The following is a 21,543-nucleotide window of genomic DNA, read 5'->3' as shown; positions in this document are numbered from 1 at the left end:
AACTTTACTAATGCCACACTAGAATTTAACTTTTTACAGATGGCTTAAAGTTGTACACCCATTTGTGAAAATCATCATTCATACTCATTTGCCGCTCTTGCGTCTGCCCAGTAGATGCCGCGGTGTTAATGTCGTAGTACCGCATTTCACCCAAGGCACTACGAGCTTGAATGAGTTTTGTCCGCTCGATGCGACACTGTTCGTAGCTAGTCAAAGCTTCTTGCAGATTAGCTGAATCAGAAAAACACTCTCGCAGTTGGTATGCATCTTCAAAAGTGGTATTGGCTCCTTGTCCCATTGCAGGTGCCATTGGATGAGCGGCATCGCCTAAGAGAGTGACTCTGCCTTGACTCCATTGAGTTAACGGTGGGCGATCGCAAATCGGCCCTTCCCAAATTTCCTCGGCTGGTGTCGCTTCTACCACTTTTCGGAAGGATTTATCCCAGTCGGCTAATTCATGGAGAATACGAGACTTCACTTCATCAGCGCTGTGCGAAAGGGAATACTCAGGCGAGAACTTGCGACTAATCCAACTGGTATAGCCGTCGCCTACATTCAAAAGGTACATAAACTGTTGATTGCCTTTGGCAAAAACTAGTTCATAGTCATTAAATAGCTCGTGGCGATACTCAATGACGGCACGCCAACACATACTACCGATATAATTAGGCTTACCCTCGCCAAATAAAGTTTCTCTGATGACAGAGTTAACGCCATCAGCCCCAATCAGCAAATCTGCATCTACCGATTTTTTGCCATCAAAATGAATTTTCACACCGTTTGCATCTTGTTCAAAACCGATGCAGCGATGATTGAGGTGAACGATATCAGACGGCAATCTCGATGCTAAGACTTGTTGTAGACGATACCACCAAACAGTCAATAACGGTTGTCCGTATTGCTCTAAATATTTAGTGGCGCTAGTCCGAATTGTTTCTCCTTGAATACTCTTTAAAACCGTGTGGTGAACTTCGCATCCCGAACTTTTGAGAGTTTCGACAATTCCCGGCGCGATCGCATCTAGAGAATTCAAGCCGTTGGGAGCTAGTCCGAGTCCAGTTCCCGCCGGACGAAATTCTTGGGCTTTTTCGTATACTTGCACCTCTATCCCTTGGCTTCTCAGTGCGATCGCCGCAGCTAAACCGCCTGGGCCAGCACCGACAATAGCAACTTTCTCTACTATGGGTTTAGAGAATTTCTGAGTGTTTGTGTTCATATTATTAAGTCAGAATTCTGAATATTCCCGTGAATATATACACTTATTCCATGCCTGAAGGCAACTCTATCTTTCAGCTAGATCCACAGTTATTACTTTGACTCCTAAATAGTTTTTTAGTCAATCTTCCTTAAGAATCAACCTGAATTCGTATTCTAATGGATTGCGATCGATTTTGCGGTTGCTGGTAGTAACAAAAACTGCACGCTTCAGCATTTTTTCCTAATTCGACAAACGCAAATAAATACCATTACGCCGATTTGAGCGATAAATTCATTAAATTTGACGTAATAATTCAGCACCCAGGTAGTCGCCGAGCGTTGGTCATTGAATTTCGACTACGCTCAATTACCGCGTAGCCGAAATGAGCCGAAGTTAGTCAGAAGTCAGAATTTATCAGGAGTTTAGTATAACTAGAGGAATCCGGTTTGATTTCTGAAAAAAATCCCTACACTTATAATCCTCTTCTTCACTATTGCCTATTGCCTATTGCCTGTTCCCTGTTCCCTATTGCCTATTGCCTATTGCCTATTGCCTATTGCCTGTTCCCTGCCTCTACGAGTAATTTCAAAAACCAAATACTAGTCCTATAGGAGATTCATTTACCAAATCTGACTTTATGCCTTTTGCCATCCGTTATTGCCGTTATCTTGGATTCTAAATGTCAGGAAGTATCGCTAGTATAGTAAATGATGTAATTATTATCTACATGAGACATGAAAGAAAATTCCTTAGCTTCAAGAACTTCAGACTCACTTACTCAAAAAGTGAAAATATTCGGTTCAGAGGAAGTAGAATTATCACTGAATGTTAATAATACATCTTACTCCTTGGAGATAGAACCTCGTGTTACATTACTAGATGCACTTCGAGAAAAACTAGGTTTGATGGGCACTAAAAAAGCTTGCGATCGCGGTGAATGTGGTGCATGTACTGTATTAGTTAATAATCGACGAATTAACTCTTGTATGACTTTAGCAATCATGCACATCGGTGCTGAAATTACCACAATTGAAGGATTAGCACAAGATGGTCAACTCCATCCTATGCAAACAGCCTTTATTACCCATGATGCTTTTCAATGTGGCTACTGTACATCAGGTCAAATTATCTCAGCCGTAGGGATGATATTAGAAGAATTACCAAAATCTGAAGCAGAAATTCGAGAAAATATGAGTGGAAACCTTTGCCGTTGTGGAGCATATCCAAATATTATTGCGGCGATTCGAGATGTGCTAGAGGAAAAGCAAGATGCAGCCATTTAGTTATGCTAAAGTTACCTCAGAAGAAGTGGCGATCGCCACAGTTGAGCAAGACAAAACTGCTGCATTTATTGCTGGTGGCACAGATTTGCTGGGGTTAATGAAAGATGGAGTCCAAACAGCGAATATATTAATTGATATTAATAGTTTGCCCTTAGCAGATATTGAATCTCAACCTCAGGGAATCCGCATTGGTGCGATTTCTCGAATGAGTGATGTCGCTTTTCATCCCCAAATTCAGGAATGTTATCCCGTAATTAGCCAAGCTTTATTACAAAGCGCTTCACCGCAACTGCGAAATATGGCAACAGTAGGCGGTAATTTACTGCAACGAGTCCGCTGCGCTTACTTTCGCGATCCGGTTTTTCCTTGTAATAAACGCACTCCCGGTATAGGTTGTTCGGCAATTACAGGTTACAATCGAATGCATTCCATTTTCGGAGCTAGCGAACATTGCATAGCCGTTCATCCTTCCGATTTAGCTGTAGCTTTGACGGCATTAGATGCAGTGATTTGCATCCAAGGAATAGAAACATCACGGCGAATTTCAATTCATGATTTTTATCTCTTACCAGGCGACACACCAGCAAAAGAAACTCTATTACAGCCTGGAGAATTAATTGTGGCGATTGAAGTTCCAGATTTTGCCTATAAATCCCATTATTTAAAAGTAAGAGATCGAGCTTCCTACGAATTTGCTCTCGTTTCCGTAGCTGTTGCTTTAGATATAGAACAAGACACGATCAAATCAGCACGCATCGCTTTTGGAGGAGTAGCACCCAAACCTTGGCGTGCAAGGGAAGCTGAGGAATTTCTCAAAGAAAAAGAAATTAACGAAGATATCTTTACAGCCGCAGCAGTAGCAGCCGTCAAAGCAGCAAAACCGCAAACGCACAATCAATTTAAAATTGAGTTAGTCAAACGCGCTTTGGTACGCGCACTTTCAGTTGTAGCAGAAGGGGAATAGGGGGAGTAGGGGAGTAGGGGAATAGGGGACAAGGGGGACAAGGGGGACTAGGGAGACAAGGGAGACAAGGAAGAGGAGTAATAATTAATTGATATGAATAAAATTATTGGGAAACCACTCGATCGCGTTGATGGTAAGCTGAAAGTAACGGGAGAAGCGCCTTACACAGCCGATGTGCCAATCGAGAATTTAACTTATGGAGTGATTTTTCAAAGCGCGATCGCCAGTGGTAAAATTATCCAAATAGACACATCCGCAGCCGCAGTCTCCCCTGGTGTGCTAGATGTCATTACTTACCAACAAACCCCATCTCTAGTAAAAATACCTTTCTTTGGGCCTCCACAACCTCAGTCAACTGAAAAAGACCATAATATCTACTACGATGGTCAACATCTGGGGGTTGTAATTGCCCAAACTTTAGAACAAGCCGAAACTGCTGCCTCTAGGATAAAAATTATCTACGAAGAAGCCATTCCCACAGTCACAATGGCACATACAGAGATATTTGAACCCGAATCGATATTTTTGGGCATGATGCCGGGTAAAATCACCAGAGGGGATGTTGAATCGGGAAAAGCACAGGCAGATGTCTTAGTAGAGCAAGTTTATACTACGCCAGTAGAACATCATAATCCTCTAGAACCTTCTGCAACGATCGCAATGTGGTCAGGGGATAACTTGACATTATATGAAACCACTCAAGGCGTTTCTGCAACCCAAGGCCGAATCGCATCGATTCTGAATATTCCCGAAGAAAATGTCCGCGTCATCTCCAAATATTTAGGCGGCGGATTTGGTTGTAAGGCACTGCTGCGATCGCATACGATTTTAGCAGCGATCGCCGCTCGGCAAGTAAAACGCCCTGTAAAAGTAGTGCTAACGCGATCGCAAATGTACACTGCTTGCGGCCACCGTTCTGAAACTCAGCAGCAGCTAACATTAGGTGCAACCAAGGAAGGCAAATTAACTGTAATTGAGCAAATTGGGACATCTTTAACTTCCCTGTTTGATGACTTTGCCGAACCAGTGGGTGCAGCAACAATCATGATGTACGCCTGTGCCAATTTGAAAATAAAATACCGATTGGGACGGATCAACGCCGGCACACCGACCTTTATGCGTGGCCCAGGAGAAGCGCCGGGAATGTTTGCCTTAGAATCGGCAATGGATGAATTGGCATACACCTTAAATATTGACCCAATTGAACTAAGACTGAGAAATCATGCAGATATCGATCCCCATAAAGGATTACCTTGGTCAAGTAAATCCCTGAAAGAATGTTATCAAAAAGGAGCAGAAATTTTTGGATGGGCACAACGCAATCCAGTTCCTCGTTCCATGCGAGACAATCATTTCCTGATTGGTTGGGGAATGGCAAGTGCGACATTTCCCACCAATGCTAGAACTGCATCAGTCAAGGTAGAAATTTTTGCCACTGGAGAAGTAAAAGTACAAAGTGGTACTCAAGATATCGGTACTGGTACTTATACAGTGATGACGCAGGTAGCTGCTGAAGTATTGGGATTACCAGTGCAGTTTGAATTAGGTGATACTAATCTTCCCAAAGCCCCAATTACAGGAAACTCAGTTACAGTTGCGAGTGTTTCCCCAGCGGTGCATCAAACTGCGATCGCTGCACGGGATAAGATAATTAAAATGGCGATCGCAGATGCAAATTCTTTGCTTTACGGTTCGCAAGCAGAAGATATTGCCGTTGAGTCAGGGCAAATATTTTCAAAACAAGACCCATCAAAGCGAGACAGCTACACCGATATTCTGCACCGTCACGGATTAGAAAGTTTAGAAGTTACAGAGGAATCCTCACTCAATCCAGAGAGCCAACAATATGCCAAACACTCTTTTGGGGCGATATTTGTGGAAGTTGCAGTTGATGAATTGTTAGGAGAAATCAAAGTTAGACGTTGCGTAGGCGTTTATGATGCAGGGCGAATTCTCAACTTCAAGACAGCACGCAGTCAAGTTATCGGCGGAATTACCTGGGGAATCGGTATGGCGCTGATGGAGAAAACTGTAATAGATGCTAATCAGGGCAGAATAGTTGGTGCTAACCTTTCGGATTACCTAATTCCGGTTCATGCAGATATCCCCAATATGGAAGTGCAATTTATTGAAGAACGCGATCCTTATGTGAATGCACTAGGAACCAAAAGCTTGGGGGAACTGCCGATTGTGGGGGTAGCGGCTGCCATATCTAATGCAGTTTATCATGCCACAGGTAAGCGGATTCGGGATCTGCCAATTACACCAGATAAGTTGTTGTGAGCGAATCGGTTGGTAATTACAGCAGAAATCATCTATTTGAACCACATCTGTTGTAGGGGTGCAAGCCCTTGCGCCCCTACCGCGCGGTCTATTTAGCTGAAAATAGCTGTAATATCATGTCCGCCTAATTAGTTATGTTGCAATATTTCGTATTAATATCGTGATGTTTGCCATGAATATTGCAATGTTTGCCATGAATATTGCAATGTTTGCCATGAATATTGCAATGTTTGTCATGAATATTGCAATGTTTGCCAGGAATATTGCAATGTTTGCCATGAATATTGCAATGTTTGCCAGGAATATTCCAATGTTTCTTATTAATATTAACGTGAGTTCGATGAACCTCTCCCCAACCCCTCTCCGAGGCGGCTACCGTGTATACACAACTCCTAAAAACCTAGCTTGATAAGACTTTCCTCGTTCCTAGTCTTCGACTGGGAATGCATTTCATTGAGTCTCTGACTCAATGCTAAATTGGAGGCAGAGCCTCAACGAAGAGCATTCCCATGCAGAGCATGAGAACGAGACAAAACCCTAATTTTTTCGTTGTCAACTAAGAATATTTCTGCCCCTCTCCGCCTCGGAGCTACGGTGTATACACAAATCTGAAATAGCTGATAAATCACGGTTTTACCCCACCTAACCCTCCCCTTATAAAGGGGAGGGAACTAGATTTCTTTTTCCCCCCAATATATCGGGGGGATTAAGGGGGGTAATTTGACTTGTGTATACACGGTAGCCAATACATTAGGGGGATTAAGGGGGGTCTATTCGACTTATGCAAGAGGCTCCCAAGTTTGACAGAGTAACTTTGGAATTCGCTCCCCTTCTGCCAATTTTGGGAGAAGGGGTTAGGGGATGAGGGCAAATTTTACATTTGTGCAAGAAGTCTAATCAAGTTGAGTATTTACCATTAATTTCTATATAACCCTCTGAAAGATCGCAACCCCATACAGTTGCAGAGGCATCGCCAATATTAAGGCTAACATAAATATCTACTTTATCTTGAGACATAATTTGCCGTAACTGCTCTAGATTTTCTTCAGTTAAGCTACTAGGATAAACTTTTATCTTATCAAAACTAATAACAACTTTATCTTGATTTATCTGGTGTTCGTTTTCACATTTGCCTATAGCCATAGCAACTCTTCCCCAATTCGGATCTGCTCCATAAACAGCAGTTTTTACTAATGGTGAATTTACAATTGCCTTCGCTACTGTTTTAGCTTGTGCATAGTTAATCGCTGAATCTACAGTTACCTCAATTATCTTAGTAGCACCTTCTGCATCTCTTGCAATTTTCAGCACTAATTCCTGTGCAACTTCTTGCAATGCCCTAGCAAAATCTGGTTCTGAAACTTCACCAGCTATTCCATTAGCTAAAATCACGGCAGAGTCACTAGTAGAAGTATCCGTATCTACGCTCAAGCAATTAAAAGTTTTATCTATAGTAGAACGAAAAATAGAACGAAGGCTATTTGCAGAAATTGCAGCGTCAGTAAAAAAGAAAGTTAAAAGGGTAGCCATATTCGGCTCAATCATGCCAACACCTTTGGCAATTCCTACTAGCTTGGCATTTCCTATTTGCCGTGTAGCTAGTTTCGCGACTGTATCGGTGGTCATAATACCACGAGCGGCGGCATGAAAATCAGCATCAGTCAATTTTTTGCCAAATCCTAATAAACCAGCCCGGATTTTTTCAATGGGGTAACGTCTGCCAATTACACCTGTAGAAGCGATCGCGATATTATGTGCAGCAATTCCAGTTTCAGTCGCGACTAATTGTAGAACTTCTTGGGCGTCAGCGATGCCAACAGAACCATTAGCTACATTTGCATTTTTAGATATAACGACAATTGCTTGTGCTTGTGAATCTTTTAAATTATCGCGGCTAATAGTAACACTTGGCCCAGCAAAAAGACTTTGAGTGAAAACTCCATCTGCAACACAAGGAACTGATGATTTAATCAATACAAAATCATCAGTTGTATCTCGTATTCCTAAATTCGTGATGAATGCACTAAAACCTTGAGGTGTAGAAGATATAGTTAATGACATTTTTCGATATTTAATAATTTGGTTTAATTATCTCATATCAAGTTCAGTCATTAGTCATTTGTCACTTGTACTGAGCGACTTGCCCTGACTTGTGCCGAGCGGAATCGAGGTAGCGTAGTCGTAAAGCCTGCGGCATAGCTACGCTTCGGGCGCAGCCTCTCCAAGAGTTGGGAGTCGAAGTATTTGTCATTTGTCCTTTGTAATGACAAATGACCAAGGACAACCATAACAAAAATTTTTACAATCTCATTTAGGATTACTATAGCAATTTCTGGATTATTGAGTACTATAAATCAATTAATGTAAGAGTGAATGTAGTCCATCCATTGCCACTTTCTACTTGAATGTTTCCTTGTAATTGTTCCACTAATTTCTGGACTATAGATAAACCTAAACCCGAACCACCTTGATTCCAGATATCTGCATTGGGTAGACGATAAAATTTATCAAATATCCGTGGTAACTCTATTACCGGAATTTCTACTGAATTACTAACAGTAATAATTGTTTTTGCAGGTGTTTCCAAGGAATTGTGACTTACACTTAAGACAATTTCACCACCCGCAGGTGTGTATTTACAGGCATTATTGAGCAATTCTACTATAATGCGTTCCAAGCTAATGCCATCTGACAATAGCGGCGGGAGATTTGTGGGGAGATTCGGCTGTAGAGTTTGCTGATGTTGTTGAACACGAATTTGAAACGGCTCGATAACCCAAAGTAACCACTGTTGTAAGAGCAACGCATCAGGTGTAATAGCTGGATAGGATGAGCTTTCTAGCCGTTGTAAGTCTAGTAGATCGTTAACTAATTCTAGTTCGCGATCGCACTCGCTTTCCATTAATTTTAGATAGCGTTGAGTCTCCTCAGTATTATTAGATAGTTGTATCATTTGAATCATCATCTTAATATTACTCAGAGGCGATCGCAGTTCGTGAGAAACTAAATTCAAAAAGTCATTTTTGAGTTGATTTATCTCTTCCCATTGCACCACAAGTTGCTCTTGCTCAATTTGCTTTTGACGCGCCTCAATCGCTCGTTTGCGCTCAGTAATATCTCGAAACACTAATACAGCGCCTGTAATATTATCTTTGTCATCTTTAATCGGTGCAGCGCTGTCATCAATTGGTATTTCTGCACCATCTTTATTAATCAGAATTGTTTCTGCGGGGAGATGAACGATAGTACCATCTTGAATAACTTTTATAATCGGACTTTCAAGAGAATTATGAGTTTCGCCATTAACAATATTAAATATCTCTGAGGAATTTCTGCCACAAGCTTCTTCTTGTTTCCATCCAGTCAGATTTTCGGCAACCGGATTCATAAAAGTGATTGAATCTTGTAAATCGCTAGCAATTACACCATCGCTGATACTTTTTAAAAGTGCATCCAGCCATTTTTTATTAACTTTTAATTGCTTTTCCAAACCATGTTTAGTCAAAGTTATTTCAATATTTGTTTGTAGTTCTCTTTCTTTAAAAGGTTTCAAGAGGTAGGCAAACGGCTCAGTTATCTTAGCTCGTTCCAATGTGTTCTCATCTGCATAAGCAGTCAAATAAATTACTGGAATATCCAAACGCTTATAGATTTCTTCAGCAGCTTCTATCCCGTCCATTGAGCCTTTAAGCTTGATATCCATCAGTACTAAATCTGGAGATATTTCTATTGCTATATTAATCGCTTCTTCTCCTGAAGAAGCAATCGCAGGCACTGTGTATCCAAATTTTTTAAGCCGATATTGTAAGTCTTTAGCAACAATAGCTTCATCTTCCACAACTAAAATTTTTGCCTTTGTCATCTTTGATTAATTGTGTATTTATGGTAAAGGAAATGTCACCTGACACTCTACTCCAGTGGAGCCTGTAATATTTATATTTCCTGCTAACTGATGGGTTAAAGCATCTACCAACTCCCATCCTAATGATGCGAGTTTTTGAAAATCAAAGTTTGGTGGTAAGCCAATCCCATTATCACGAACTATGAGCATTAAATTACGATCAATTATTTTTTTTATTTCAATATCGATCGCACCACTCCTACCTTTGGCAAATGCGTATTTTAAAGAATTAGATACAAGTTCATGGATAATTAAGCTACAAGGAATTGCTGTATCTAAACCGAGAAAAATACAATCTTCCGTATTTATTGTCAAAGCGATCGCATCTTCATTGACTTCATAAGCAGTAAATAAACTTGTTACCAAATCTCGAATATATTCACCAAAATTAATCTTTGCTAAGTCTTGAGATTGATACAATTTTTCGTGAACCAGAGCCATTGATGCAATCCGCTGCTGGCTTTGTTGAAATATTGTCAAATCTTCTTTGTCTTTGATATAAGCAGATTGCAGGTTTAACAGACTGGAAATAACCTGTAAATTGTTTTTGACCCGATGGTAAATTTCTTTTAATAACACCTCTTTTTCTAATAGTGATGCTTGAATTTGCTCCTCCCACTGCTTGCGTTCGCGCTGTGCAGCTTTTCGTTCGTTAATGTCTTCGACCACAGAAATAAAATATTTTGGCTCTCCATTAGATTCGCGCATTAAAGACACACTGAGATTAACCCAAACTAAGGAATTATCTTTGCGGAAATAGCGCTTTTCCATCGAGTAAGTTTGAATATTATCTGCTAAAATCTGCTCAACATATTTCAGGTTAGTGTTAAGATCGTCTGGGTGAGTAATATCTTGGAAAGTTAACAATTGTAGTTCTTCGAGTGTGTAACCGAGAATATCGCAAAGCTTCTGATTAACTAACAACCAGCTGCCATCGATTGCGACATGGGCAATGCCAACAGCAGCTTGATGGAATGCAGCCCGAAATCGCTGTTCGCTCTCTCGCAATGCTTCTTCTATTCGCTGGCGTTCAGTAATTTCTGTCTGTAGCGATTCGTTGATTTTTGTTAACTCTGCTGTCCTTTCCTCAACCTTGCTTTCTAATTGGTTAAGTAGGCTATTTAGTCTCTCCTCTGCTTGCTTGCGATCGGTAATGTCAGTATGTGAGCCTGCCATTCGTACTACATTACCATTTTCATCCCACTGTGCTTGCCCTCGATCTAAAATCCATTTATAAGTGCCGTCTTTACATAAAGCTCGATACTCGCTAATGTAAAACGGTGTTTTCTGAGCAAAGTGATCTTGAACTGCCTGTTTCACCCGCTCAATATCGTTGGGATGCACTCGTGTCACGCATTCATCTAAATGGTTAGAAATTTCGTGGTTTTCGTAACCGAGCATTTCTTTCCAGCGAGCCGAGAAGAAAACTTCATTGGTTTTAACATTCCAGTCCCAAATTCCATCATTATTGCCTCGCAAAGCTAATTGCCAGCGTTGTTCGCTTTCCCTCAACACTTCCTCAGTCCGTATGCGTTCAGCAATTTCTTTTGCTAGTTGGTAGTTTGCAGCCTCTAGTTGGGCAGGACTCGGTAAAGCTAGCACCTGTGGCAGTAATGGCACAAGCTCTATAGCGGTTAATACGGATACAAAAGCAGTGATAGCTTTGATTAACCCTGATAGCCAATAGGTAGGATACCAAAGCGTCCATATATCCATTAAATGAGTTGTGCCACAAGCAACGATGAATGTGCCAAACATTAGGAATATCCAGCCGAAAGGCATATCTCGCCGTTTACGAACAAAATAAACCAACATCACTGGAATTGAATAATAAGCAAGTCCAGTTAATACATCTGAAATCAGATGCAACCACACCAATTCTGGTTTCCAGAGATAGCAATGTCCGTGGGGAATAAACTGGCTAGTAGAGAAAAAATTATTTAAAATTTCCATCATAAAAACCTACATATTGCACGAGTCTTCACCAAAGCCTGAAGTGCGAAAGAAGAGGTTTTTAGCCTCAGACCTTTTGTAAATGCGTATACACCTAGAGAGTGGCTCTCATATTCTCAAGGAGAACTACGTTTGGCATTTGTCAAAGTTTTACCGTACTAATTTTATGCTAGAATTGATTACTAGCTTGAGCTTCTACATTCTGTGTTCGTCATCTTTTCTGAGTTTTTTAATCTGAATAATATAAGATTTATTAAAATTAAAGTACCGCGATCGCTTTGGTTATCGTTACCGTATATCCTCTGAAATCAACCATTTACATATATAAAAACCTTCAAAAATTACAGTAATATTTCGGTTATATACTAATCTAATTTTAATCTAGCTGCATACGTGTATTTGCGGCTTAACTTGTATTGATAAAATCGACTGCTAAGTAAGTCGGTAAGAATAAATCAAACTAGATTAAGTAATGTAAAAAATCTTGAGATTAGTTTGTAGTCAGGGCTTTAGTCCTCTCTGCGAGACGCTTCGCGAACACTACAAACCTTGAATTATTCACGCCGCTTTACTTACCATTACTCAGATGGCTTATTACTTATCTTGGAGTCAGACATTGGCTATTGGGCGCGATCGCTCCTACTACACACCGCACAATCCCCTACAGCGATCGAGGCACAAGGGACAGAGGGGCGATTTCACTTGAGTGCCAAAAAAACTTTGCTGATTGTTCCTACTTTTCCGAAAAAGAGGAATCGTAATGTGATTACCATTATAGAAAACTTCCAATGCTTATTTTTATTAAATAAAAAGGATGCACTAACTATGAGTACAGAGAATGGAAAAAACTCTTTAGTCGAAACACAGTCTTTAGTTGAGGAAAGTAAACAACCATCAACTCTCAATGATTCAAAAGGTCAGCAAGGTGTACAACAAAACGCTGAGGCAGTAAATAATACTTTTAATCTGCCACAAAACTATATACAAACAGACCCCTGGATTTACCGCATGATTGTTGGTACACTTACCTCTACAGTATTAATTTGCCTTATAGGTGCAATTGGTCTACAAGCAAAGGGCAGCAAACAAATTCCTGAACTTCTAACCGCTCTTGGAACTGGTTCTTTGGGTGCTTTATCAGGATTACTAGCACCATCCCCTATAAAAAAATAGTGTTTTCGTAATGCATCTTTTTTTATCCAATCTTTCTCGTACTTAACGCTGATTTTACCTTGCAGGACATAGCACTCAAGGAGCCTATACTGTATTTTTCGCGTTTCGCTTGACAGCGACGAATTATTTGACCACAGCGACAAATAACTTATCAAGTTCTTCAACCTTGTAAGCTTTGCTCTAAAGAAATCTGATTTGAATACGTTTCCGATCTAAAGCTATAGAAATTGCTTGAACAAGCAAGAAGAATTTGGATTTTTGACAAAAAATCTGTCGTTTTGGTCAAATAATTTGTCCCTCTACACTTACTACCCCTGCTACAATAGCCTACATACCGCTTTGGGCGATCGCATAGGCAATTATTAAGTTTTGTGAGGATATAGAGAGTTTTGCATAAAACTTGTATTTTTTAAGCCGAGTCATAGGTAGAAGTTAGATTGAGTGTCATTAACTTCAAACAAAAATTAGACCAAAATAGGTGTAATTAGAGCATTGCTAAATTCAGGTATGAAAATGATTTTGCGTGATTTAAAAGCCTTTGTAGACAATAGTAATTGCTAGTCTCGGCACCTAGATTAAGACATTTAATCAGCAACTCAGATTTTAGTTGACTCAATGCAAAGTATAACTCAATCAAAAAGGAAGTCTCTAATGGTTAATACTTTGAATGCTCGTCAAATTAGAAAGACAACAAACCGTTTTGTTATTGCTACTGCTGCAATGGCTATTGCTTGCAGTAGCATTGCTTTAACTCCAGCTAATGCTGATGCCGTTATTCGTGACTATTCATGTAGTAAAGGAGGTTTTACAGGCACAATTAAAATCGATTACAATCAAGGCTTAGGAGGAAGAATAGGCTCAATAATCAGAATCAACTACAAAATTAACAAGGGAAGTAATCGCGGCGGTAATAAAGCAAATGTTACGTATGTTGACAACGGAAATCTACCCGCTACAGTATTTAAAACCGGAGATGCAGGCATCCAAGATAATAAATGGCGTTACTTGGGTGGCAGCTATTCACGAGGTGGTGGGAATATCTATGTTAAGTTCATTTTTGATAAAAGCTTCGCTGCCGATCCTAGCTGTAAAGTAGACATCTCCAAATATTAAATATGCATTATCCAGAACCTTTGTAGAAACGTAACAGTGTTACGTTTCTACATTTTTTTTCAGCAGATAATTAGTGAAAATTACATCATCAAGGAAAGATTGAAGTCATCGAAAAAATCCCTTGCATTTATGTAAGTGTCACCCTAACAAAACCCAACGGATGCTCCCTTACCTGACGCATCAACTCTTGAGAAAATATAGAACGAAATATTGAGCGATGGCGTTTTGCCCAGCGTAGCTAATCGCAAGATTAATTGCTTTGTAGCAAACTGGAAGGGAAACTTAATTGCCTTTTGTATTTTGGCGCTCGTCCCTATGGACTACTGAGAATGTAATTACTCATCTTGATTATCGTCGCCAAGGTGTAGGAAAGCGCCTGATACATCATGCGTTCCAATCTGCATGGAGTCATAATTGTTACAAAGTAATGCTCCGAAGTGGAAGGCAAACCAAGGAAGTACTTTAGTTTTACGAAAAAACTGGGTTTAAGAAGGGTATCAAAACTGGTTTTGTGGCTACACCAATATCTGACTGAGGTGGTGTTAAGCTTTTTCGTAGCTAAATATATATAGTGCTTGACTTATGTTTTCACAAGATGTAATTTATCAATATTAGATAAAACATCGGTAACTTAATCGGTTTTTAGTATTTTGGGAAAAAATGAATATCTTTGTTATAAAATAGCCGAAAGTTTAGAGCTAACAGTTTCTGCATAGGATCGAACATTGAAAATCTTCTGAAAATATGGATTTTTTCACCACAACTAATGCCATGCGAAAAATAGATTACTGATAACTACAACGAAAAGGGAATTTTTCATCTAAAACCAAAATGATATAAGTTTGAAGCAAAGTTGAATCTTATTGATGAACTACAGGCATTCAATTAGAACTAGCAAAATTGAGAATATTAGAGATGTAAAAAAATATTACTTTCTCACACTAATATTCATTCAAGGAATAGCGATCGCACTTTTATTCATCAATACAACTGCATTGGCAGCCACAGTCAGCCCCTGTCCCGAAAGTATGGCGATGATTTCAGGAGGAACGTTCAAAATGGGGTCTGATAATGACAATTTTGTGGAGGAGCGATCGCCTGGAGATGTAACGGTGACTAACTTCTGTATTGATAAATTTGAGGTAACAAATGCGCAATTTGGTGAATTTGTCAAAGCTACAGGATATCTGACAATTGCAGAGCGTCCCTTATCTGAAGAACAGTTTCCCGATTTACCCGATGAGCAGCGATTACCGGGTTCTTTAGTGTTTGAGATGGCAAAACCGGGTGTCAAACAAGTTTCCTTTCTGAGTTGGTGGCATTGGACTACTGGCGCGAATTGGCAACATCCTTTTGGCCCAGACAGTGCAATCGCTAGCAAATCCAACTATCCAGTTGTTCACATAGCTTACGAAGATGCCCTAGCCTACGCCAAATGGTCAGGAAAATCCTTACCCACCGAAGCGCAATGGGAATATGCCGCCCGTGGTGGCTTGGATGGTGCAATTTATGCTTGGGGCAATGAATATTCTGAACATAGAGCCAACACTTGGCAAGGAATTTTTCCCTTTTTCAACACCAAAGCCGATGGTCACTTGGGCATTGCTCCCGTCGGTTCTTTTGCACCCAATGGTTATGGACTCTATGACATGACCGGCAATGTGTGGGAATGGACTACTGATTTCTTTCAAATCGGACGCGATGCCTACGGCGGGCTACGCCTACGCAAATCCGATCGAATTAATCCTATTGCCTTAAATCAAAGCTTCGATCCCAAAAAGCCAGATGAATCAAACTTACACGTAATCAAGGGGGGATCGTATCTCTGCGCTCCCAATTACTGTAGCCGCTTCCGTCCGGCGGCGCGGGAGTCAGAATCACCCGATACGGGAACTACTCATATCGGGTTTCGGCTAGTTAAAAATTTGGCTGATTCTAGCACACTATCTTTGATGAGCAACAATAATGGCACAACTGACTGATCCTCAAAAGAAAGATTCTTTGTATAGACATCTCCGAAAATTAATCCATGACCCCTCTCCAAACCTCTCCCCGAAGCGGAGAGAGGCTTTAATTCCCCCTTCCCTTCAAGGGAAGGGGGGTAGGGGGGTTAGGTCTGCGCCTGAATTTAAGGTTTCTAAATCAATTCCTGAGATGTCTTATGCATCTCTCAAGTTAACTTCTGGTGCGATCGCGCAGCGTCTCCGTTCGCGCAGCGTCTCCGATAGGAGAAGGAGAATCGCTTTTTTGAGTGCCCTGACGCTAATATTTTCTAGTCTCTTACCTCTACCTGCTTGGGCAGACTATGGCGACAAATTGCCATTACCCCAACCATCTTTTCAAGGCAAAATTGGCCTGACTTACAAAGAATCCCAACCAGACTTCCCCAAACCAATTAAAGCTCCAGAAAATGCACCAAACGTATTGCTGGTGTTGCTTGATGATGTCGGTTTTGGACAACCCAGCACCTTTGGCGGCGCGATCGATACGCCTAATTTAGACCGTCTAGCAGCAAGGGGATTGCGTTATAACCAATTCCACACTACAGCACTCTGCTCTCCTACCAGAGCCGCATTGCTCACGGGACGCAATCACCATTCTGTGAATACAGGTGTAGTTGAGGAGTTAGCCACAGGCTATCCAGGTTATACTGCGATTTTACCTAGAAGTGCGGCAACGATCGCCGAAGTATTGCGAAATTATGGATATAACACCGCAGCCTTTGGCAAATGGCACAATACCCCAGACTATGAAACCAGTGCAGCCGGCCCATTCGATCGCTGGCCGACAGGTTTAGGTTTTGAGTACTTCTATGGATTTCTGGGCGGTGATACCAATCAATGGAGTCCAGCCTTGGTGGAAAATACCCAACATATTCAAAAACCAAATCGCCCTGATTATCACCTCACTCCCGATCTAGCAGACCATGCGATTAAGTGGATTCGCACCCAGCAAGCGATCGCTCCTGATAAACCCTTCTTTACCTACTTTGCCACTGGCGCAACCCATGCCCCACACCATGCGCCCAAGGAATGGATCGACAAGTACAAGGGTAAATTCGATCGAGGTTGGGATAAATTACGCGAAGACATCTTTGCTCGTCAGCTAGCATTGGGTGTAATTCCCGCCGATACTAAGCTGACTCCTCGCCCGGCGGAACTCCCGGCTTGGGATTCCCTCACTCCCACCGAGCAGAAAGTTTATGCGCGTCAGGCGGAAGTCTTTGCAGGTTTCCTCAGCCATACCGATGCACAAATTGGTAGAGTTATTGATGCCATAGACCAACTGGGTGAATTGGATAACACCTTAGTCTTTTTCATCGCCGGTGATAATGGTGCGAGTGCTGAAGGCGGCTTAACAGGTAGTGTTAATGAATTAAAAGTCTTTAATGGCGTAGCAGAAAGTCCTCAAGAAGTTCTCGCGGCTTTTGATGATTTAGGTGGGCCAAAAACCTTCAATCATTTTCATGCAGCTTGGGCTTGGGCAGTGGATAGCCCCTTCCAATGGACAAAACAAATTGCTTCTCACTTCGGCGGAACTCGCAATGGTTTAGTTGTAGCTTGGGGCGATCGCATCAAAAATCGTGGTGGACTGCGGAGCCAATTTCATCATGTAATTGATATTGCGCCTACAATTCTAGAAGCTGTGGGGATTGAAGAACCAGAGGTAGTCAACGGTGTAAAACAACAACCCATCGAAGGTACTAGCCTTGTTTATAGCTTTGACGATCCGGCTGTAGCATCCCATCACAAAACCCAGTATTTTGAAATGTTGGGCAATCGTGGCATTTACGATCGAGGTTGGGTAGCAGCCGCCCGTCATGGACGCTTACCTTGGGAGCGTGTCTCCAAAACCACCTTCGATGAGGATAATTGGGAACTATACGATATTACCAAAGACTTCAGTGAAGCCAACGATTTAGCCAAGCAGAACCCTGACAAGTTAGCGCAACTACAAAATCTATTTCTGAAGGAAGCAAAGAAATATAAAGTTCTACCTTTGGACGATCGCTTACTTCAACGGTTTGATGTCAAAATCCGTTCCAACCTAATCACAGGACGCAATAGCTTTACTTATTACACATCTGTTGCAGGGATTCCCGAAGGTAGCGCTCCCAATATCAAGAATCGCTCCTTTAGCATCACTGCCGATGTGGATATTGCCAAAGATGGTACTGAAGGCGTTTTAGTTACCCAAGGCGGACGTTTTGCGGGTTGGAGTTTCTTCTTGCAAGAAGGTAAACCCACCTTTGCTTACAACTTCTTAAATAGCAGTCGCACAATCATTCAATCTTCTCAACCAATTGCGATCGGCAAATCCCAAATCAAATTTGACTTTACTTATGACGGTGGCGCTCCGGGAGCAGGCGGTACTGGTAAGCTCTCGATCGACGATCGACAGGTTGCCGAAGGCCGCATTGATAAAACCGTAGGCTATCGATTTGGTTTAGATGAAACCTTTGATGTTGGTCAAGATACTGGCACACCTGCGGTAGATACTTACCAAACACCCTTTGCATTCACCGGTAACTTACAGCAAGTCACCCTGGAATTGAAGTAATAGGGACTGGGCATCCCTTCGGCTTCGCTCAGGGCAAGTGGGCATTGGTTATTCTCCTCTGCCCCCCTGGTTACTGAGCGTAGTCGAAGTATGCCCCCCTGGTTACTGAGCGTAGTCGAAGTATGCTCCCCTGCCCCTTTGCCCTCTGCGTGAAAAAAAAATCATGAACGAAATCTTATCACTAATTGATAAACTCGCACTTTTCACATTTATCGTGTTCACCATGCTGGGTGCAGGGTTAAGTCTCACGGTACAACAGATTTGGGAACCACTCCGCAACCTCCGCTTAGTCATATCATCGCTGCTAACAAATTTTGTGCTAGTGCCAGTTTTTGTATATTTGTTACTACAAGTAGTACATTTCAGTGAACCACTCAGAGATGGCTTACTGATCATGGCAGTAGCATCAGGGCCTCCAGCATTACCTAAACTTGCCCATATAGTCAAAGGCAATATAGCTTTCTCGGTGGGATTAATGATGTTGCTAATGCTGGGCACAATTTTTTATATGCCGATTGTACTGCCCTTAGTGGTGGAAGGCGTGCAAATTAACTCCTGGGACATTGCCAAACCCTTATTGTTAATGATGGTTAGCCCATTGATCGTTGGGTTATTCATCAAAGCAAAATTGAGTGCGATCGCTCCCATTATCCAGCCGATTTTGTTCAAATTATCTAATGCTGGATTGCTTTTAGGTTTAGTAGTCAGGCTGATAGTTCACACTAACGATATCATTGGTTTATTACAAACAGGTGCAATTTTAGTTTGTGCTGTTTTCATAGTCTTCTCCTTTAGCGTCGGTTATCTTTTAGGCGGCCCTGGTATCGATACCCAACGAGTGCTAGGAGTAGGAACAGCTCAACGTAATTTTGCCGCAGCATTATTAGTAGCTACAAGCAATTTTGAAGATCCCAGCGTCGTGAGCATCATCATGGTGACAAGTATTTTAATGATGATTGTAGTTCTGATCGGCGGGCCAAAGTTCATAGAACTAGACCAAGGAACGGGTGTAGAGATAGAGCAGGTAGAGGTTTGAAATTCTCCCTAAGAACTGTGCTTGGCAAATACGCTAAGTCAATAGCTTTACCGTATTATGTATTAGATACACAATTAGATCAGATAAAAAACTATATGTGAGGTAGCAGATGGTTCAATCACAAGCAAGCTATTTTGATGCAATTAGTCCAACAGCTTTGATGGTAGCTTATACTAGGCAGTTTACTGATATCCCTTATGGCAAGGAATTAGCTCAATTAGTTAATGCCGAAAGCTTCATGGAACAACTGCAACAAAAAAAATTAACTCAGCCTGCTGAAGTGTCTGTTCTTGTTGAGGCTCGTTACAAAGCTGTTAATCAAGTAATATCTCAACACTTGCAATTTGAAACTACCCAAATTATCGAGTTAGCATCTGGATTATTGCCTCGTGGTATAGCAATGTCTCAAAACAAAAATATCACTTTTGTTGAAAGTGATTTACCTGCAATGATTAGTCAGAAGCAGCAACTCGTAAAACGATTGATTGGAGAACGGCATAATTTGTATTTTGAAGCAATTGATGCTACTAATCAACCTAGTCAGTTTCCTTTGAACGTAAATTATTTACATCAAAAGCAACCTGTAGTTGTTTTATGCGAAGGATTGTTAACATACCTAACCTTAGCAGAAAAGCAAAAAGTGTTTGCTAATGTTCGTGAGATACTGCGAGTTTACGGCGGTGTATGGATTACACCTGACCTAACCACTTTTGATGGCTTGAATCAACTACGGCAAATTAGTCCTGGGTTGCAAAGACTCAATCAAACTGCAAGTAATGTCTCAGGTCGAGCTATTAATAATTATCACTTTGAAAACATCGACCATGTGAAACAGTTCGCTTATGAACAAGGGTTTGATATTAAAGAATATAGTATGCTCGAAGTGATGAATCAAATTACTTGTTTAAAGCCTTTAGGGATTGAGCCAAAGGTTGTTAAATCAATGTTGGCTATTGGCTCTACTTTTGTTTTAACCCTTTGCAATTCTTGATGTCTTTACTGGTTTTTTTGTATGTACCCTCGAAAAGGGGGAATGTCCTAACTGCTTTTGAAGTATTTCGCGATCGTTTAGTCATATGGTTCAAATCACAAGGGAGAACTTGAGGATATGGCAAATATTGCATTAATTGTTGGGGCTGGTAGTGGACTCAGTGCCTCATTAGCCCGTTTATTGGCAAAAGAAGGCTTTACTATTGCTTTAGCAGCAAGGCAAATTGATAAGCTCAAAGCATTATCTGATGAAATTGGAGCCGTCAGTTTTACTGCTGATGCTTCTCAACTAGATGAAGTTGAACAACTATTTACAGATGTCGAACAAAAACTAGGAGTACCAACATTAGTTGTGTATAATCCTAGCTGGCGGGTTCGGGGTTCTTTTGTGGAACTTAACCCAGTCGATGTTGCCAAAACACTAGAAATTACTGCCTATGGTGGCTTTTTAGTAGCACAAGCGGCGGCAAAACGTCAGTTAGCTGTGGGTGGAGGAGCGATCTTTTTTACAGGTGCATCCGCCAGTGTTAAGGGTTATACCAATTCACGAAAAGCCTGATACAAATAAAGCATCCAGAATAAAACCCCAACCTGTAATAGAAGCAACAATTGATGTGTTTAATTCCTCAAGACGTTGCCAGATAACTGTTCTTAACTCGTCCAAACTAGCAAAGCATTCCCAACTTAGATTTCTTTTGACTTCTTCCCATAAACGTTCAATTGGATTGACTTGGGGAGTATGTGGAGGTTGAAATAAGAAAATAATATTTTCGGGAATTTTAAGAGTCTGGCTTAAATGAAAAGCACCGTTATCTAATTGAATAATATGTATATCTTGCGAATATGTAGCAGCAAACTGTTCTAAAAAAATGTTAAAACAAGCTGTGTTGAGATGAGAGAATTCCCAAATATAATACTCGCCAGTTAAGGGTTCTACTAACCCGTATAAATAGAAGTTTTCTCTCTTCCATTGCATGATGCCGATAGGTTTTATGCCACAAAGCGTAATCAGCCTCCCCAATTCTGTTTTTAATCCTACACGGCTTTCATCACCACACCAATATCTAATTCTTTTGTGTTTATCTTTTG

17 protein-coding genes are annotated in these 21,543 nt (G+C 41.1%); 12 read left to right on the top strand and 5 right to left on the bottom strand.

What is annotated here, in order from left to right; all coding sequences use genetic code 11:
- Positions 1-25 precede the first annotated feature (25 nt).
- Positions 26-1,216, bottom strand: a complete 1,191-nt coding sequence (locus tag ACR5KR_RS21510) for an FAD-dependent oxidoreductase (protein ID WP_448267943.1) — start codon at positions 1,214-1,216, stop codon at positions 26-28.
- A gap of 716 nt (positions 1,217-1,932) precedes the next feature.
- On the opposite strand from ACR5KR_RS21510, the gene ACR5KR_RS21505 reads away from it, so the two are divergent.
- The 4 genes from ACR5KR_RS21505 (at position 1,933) to ACR5KR_RS21490 (ending at position 6,137) form a co-directional block, all read left to right on the top strand.
- Positions 1,933-2,481, top strand: coding sequence for a (2Fe-2S)-binding protein (locus ACR5KR_RS21505; protein ID WP_448267942.1), 549 nt, complete (start codon positions 1,933-1,935; stop codon positions 2,479-2,481).
- Positions 2,468-3,445, top strand: a complete 978-nt coding sequence (locus ACR5KR_RS21500; protein WP_448267941.1) for an FAD binding domain-containing protein — start codon at positions 2,468-2,470, stop codon at positions 3,443-3,445. Before ACR5KR_RS21505 ends, ACR5KR_RS21500 begins: the two co-directional genes overlap by 14 nt.
- 93 nt (positions 3,446-3,538) lie before the next feature.
- Positions 3,539-5,728, top strand: coding sequence for a xanthine dehydrogenase family protein molybdopterin-binding subunit (locus ACR5KR_RS21495; protein WP_448267940.1), 2,190 nt, complete (start codon positions 3,539-3,541; stop codon positions 5,726-5,728).
- A 163-nt stretch (positions 5,729-5,891) separates the two neighbouring features.
- The gene (locus ACR5KR_RS21490) at positions 5,892-6,137 is read left to right on the top strand and encodes a hypothetical protein (protein ID WP_448267939.1); all 246 of its coding nucleotides are present in this window, start codon (positions 5,892-5,894) and stop codon (positions 6,135-6,137) included.
- 488 nt (positions 6,138-6,625) lie between these two features.
- Here the strand turns inward: ACR5KR_RS21490 and argJ are convergent, their stop codons facing one another.
- The 3 genes from argJ to ACR5KR_RS21475 all read right to left on the bottom strand — a co-directional run bounded on the left by argJ (position 6,626) and on the right by ACR5KR_RS21475 (position 11,585).
- Entirely contained in the window at positions 6,626-7,789 is a 1,164-nt protein-coding gene (gene argJ, locus ACR5KR_RS21485; protein ID WP_448267938.1) for a bifunctional glutamate N-acetyltransferase/amino-acid acetyltransferase ArgJ, read from the bottom strand.
- Between the two features lie 286 nt (positions 7,790-8,075).
- A complete protein-coding gene (locus ACR5KR_RS21480; protein WP_448267937.1) occupies positions 8,076-9,590 on the bottom strand; it encodes an ATP-binding protein in 1,515 nt (504 codons plus the stop codon).
- 18 nt (positions 9,591-9,608) lie between these two features.
- The gene (locus ACR5KR_RS21475; protein WP_448267936.1) at positions 9,609-11,585 is read right to left on the bottom strand and encodes a PAS domain-containing sensor histidine kinase; all 1,977 of its coding nucleotides are present in this window, start codon (positions 11,583-11,585) and stop codon (positions 9,609-9,611) included.
- Between the two features lie 546 nt (positions 11,586-12,131).
- Here ACR5KR_RS21475 and ACR5KR_RS21470 point away from each other — a divergent pair.
- From ACR5KR_RS21470 to ACR5KR_RS21435, 8 genes are all read left to right on the top strand, one after another.
- Positions 12,132-12,755, top strand: a complete 624-nt coding sequence (locus ACR5KR_RS21470) for a hypothetical protein (protein ID WP_448267935.1) — start codon at positions 12,132-12,134, stop codon at positions 12,753-12,755.
- Between the two features lie 651 nt (positions 12,756-13,406).
- Positions 13,407-13,868 carry a hypothetical protein gene (locus ACR5KR_RS21465; protein WP_448267934.1) on the top strand — a complete coding sequence of 154 codons (462 nt, stop codon included), beginning with the start codon at positions 13,407-13,409 and terminating at the stop codon, positions 13,866-13,868.
- 286 nt (positions 13,869-14,154) lie between these two features.
- The gene (locus ACR5KR_RS21460; RefSeq protein WP_448267933.1) at positions 14,155-14,334 is read left to right on the top strand and encodes a GNAT family N-acetyltransferase; all 180 of its coding nucleotides are present in this window, start codon (positions 14,155-14,157) and stop codon (positions 14,332-14,334) included.
- 592 nt (positions 14,335-14,926) lie between these two features.
- Positions 14,927-15,850 (top strand): formylglycine-generating enzyme family protein, encoded by a 924-nt coding sequence (locus tag ACR5KR_RS21455; protein ID WP_448267932.1) that lies wholly within the window; start codon positions 14,927-14,929, stop codon positions 15,848-15,850.
- A gap of 172 nt (positions 15,851-16,022) precedes the next feature.
- A complete protein-coding gene (locus ACR5KR_RS21450; protein WP_448267931.1) occupies positions 16,023-18,428 on the top strand; it encodes a sulfatase-like hydrolase/transferase in 2,406 nt (801 codons plus the stop codon).
- A gap of 163 nt (positions 18,429-18,591) precedes the next feature.
- Entirely contained in the window at positions 18,592-19,464 is an 873-nt protein-coding gene (locus ACR5KR_RS21445; protein ID WP_448267930.1) for a bile acid:sodium symporter family protein, read from the top strand.
- Between the two features lie 109 nt (positions 19,465-19,573).
- Positions 19,574-20,455 (top strand): class I SAM-dependent methyltransferase, encoded by an 882-nt coding sequence (locus ACR5KR_RS21440; protein WP_448267929.1) that lies wholly within the window; start codon positions 19,574-19,576, stop codon positions 20,453-20,455.
- Positions 20,456-20,572: 117 nt separating this feature from the next.
- Positions 20,573-21,013 (top strand): SDR family NAD(P)-dependent oxidoreductase, encoded by a 441-nt coding sequence (locus tag ACR5KR_RS21435; protein ID WP_448267928.1) that lies wholly within the window; start codon positions 20,573-20,575, stop codon positions 21,011-21,013.
- Here the strand turns inward: ACR5KR_RS21435 and ACR5KR_RS21430 are convergent.
- Positions 20,999-21,523, bottom strand: coding sequence for an IS630 family transposase (locus ACR5KR_RS21430; protein ID WP_448270086.1), 525 nt, complete (start codon positions 21,521-21,523; stop codon positions 20,999-21,001). The genes ACR5KR_RS21435 and ACR5KR_RS21430 overlap by 15 nt on opposite strands.
- Positions 21,524-21,543: the final 20 nt, after the last annotated feature.

The sequence above is a fragment of the Nostoc sp. DSM 114159 genome (assembly GCF_053470285.1).
This window is presented reverse-complemented; position numbering and strand designations above follow the sequence as displayed.

Bases quoted from the DNA above. Each gene is read 5' to 3' on its own strand.
- argJ (WP_448267938.1), bottom strand. From the start codon at position 7,789: ATGTCATTAACTATATCTTCTACACCTCAAGGTTTTAGTGCATTCATC.
- ACR5KR_RS21490 (WP_448267939.1), top strand. From the start codon at position 5,892: ATGTTTGCCATGAATATTGCAATGTTTGCCATGAATATTGCAATGTTT.
- ACR5KR_RS21475 (WP_448267936.1), bottom strand. From the start codon at position 11,585: ATGATGGAAATTTTAAATAATTTTTTCTCTACTAGCCAGTTTATTCCC.
- ACR5KR_RS21505 (WP_448267942.1), top strand. From the start codon at position 1,933: ATGAAAGAAAATTCCTTAGCTTCAAGAACTTCAGACTCACTTACTCAA.
- ACR5KR_RS21440 (WP_448267929.1), top strand. From the start codon at position 19,574: ATGGTTCAATCACAAGCAAGCTATTTTGATGCAATTAGTCCAACAGCT.
- ACR5KR_RS21495 (WP_448267940.1), top strand. From the start codon at position 3,539: ATGAATAAAATTATTGGGAAACCACTCGATCGCGTTGATGGTAAGCTG.
- ACR5KR_RS21510 (WP_448267943.1), bottom strand. From the start codon at position 1,216: ATGAACACAAACACTCAGAAATTCTCTAAACCCATAGTAGAGAAAGTT.
- ACR5KR_RS21435 (WP_448267928.1), top strand. From the start codon at position 20,573: ATGGCAAATATTGCATTAATTGTTGGGGCTGGTAGTGGACTCAGTGCC.
- ACR5KR_RS21450 (WP_448267931.1), top strand. From the start codon at position 16,023: ATGTCTTATGCATCTCTCAAGTTAACTTCTGGTGCGATCGCGCAGCGT.
- ACR5KR_RS21480 (WP_448267937.1), bottom strand. From the start codon at position 9,590: ATGACAAAGGCAAAAATTTTAGTTGTGGAAGATGAAGCTATTGTTGCT.
- ACR5KR_RS21465 (WP_448267934.1), top strand. From the start codon at position 13,407: ATGGTTAATACTTTGAATGCTCGTCAAATTAGAAAGACAACAAACCGT.
- ACR5KR_RS21455 (WP_448267932.1), top strand. From the start codon at position 14,927: ATGGGGTCTGATAATGACAATTTTGTGGAGGAGCGATCGCCTGGAGAT.
- ACR5KR_RS21445 (WP_448267930.1), top strand. From the start codon at position 18,592: ATGAACGAAATCTTATCACTAATTGATAAACTCGCACTTTTCACATTT.
- ACR5KR_RS21500 (WP_448267941.1), top strand. From the start codon at position 2,468: ATGCAGCCATTTAGTTATGCTAAAGTTACCTCAGAAGAAGTGGCGATC.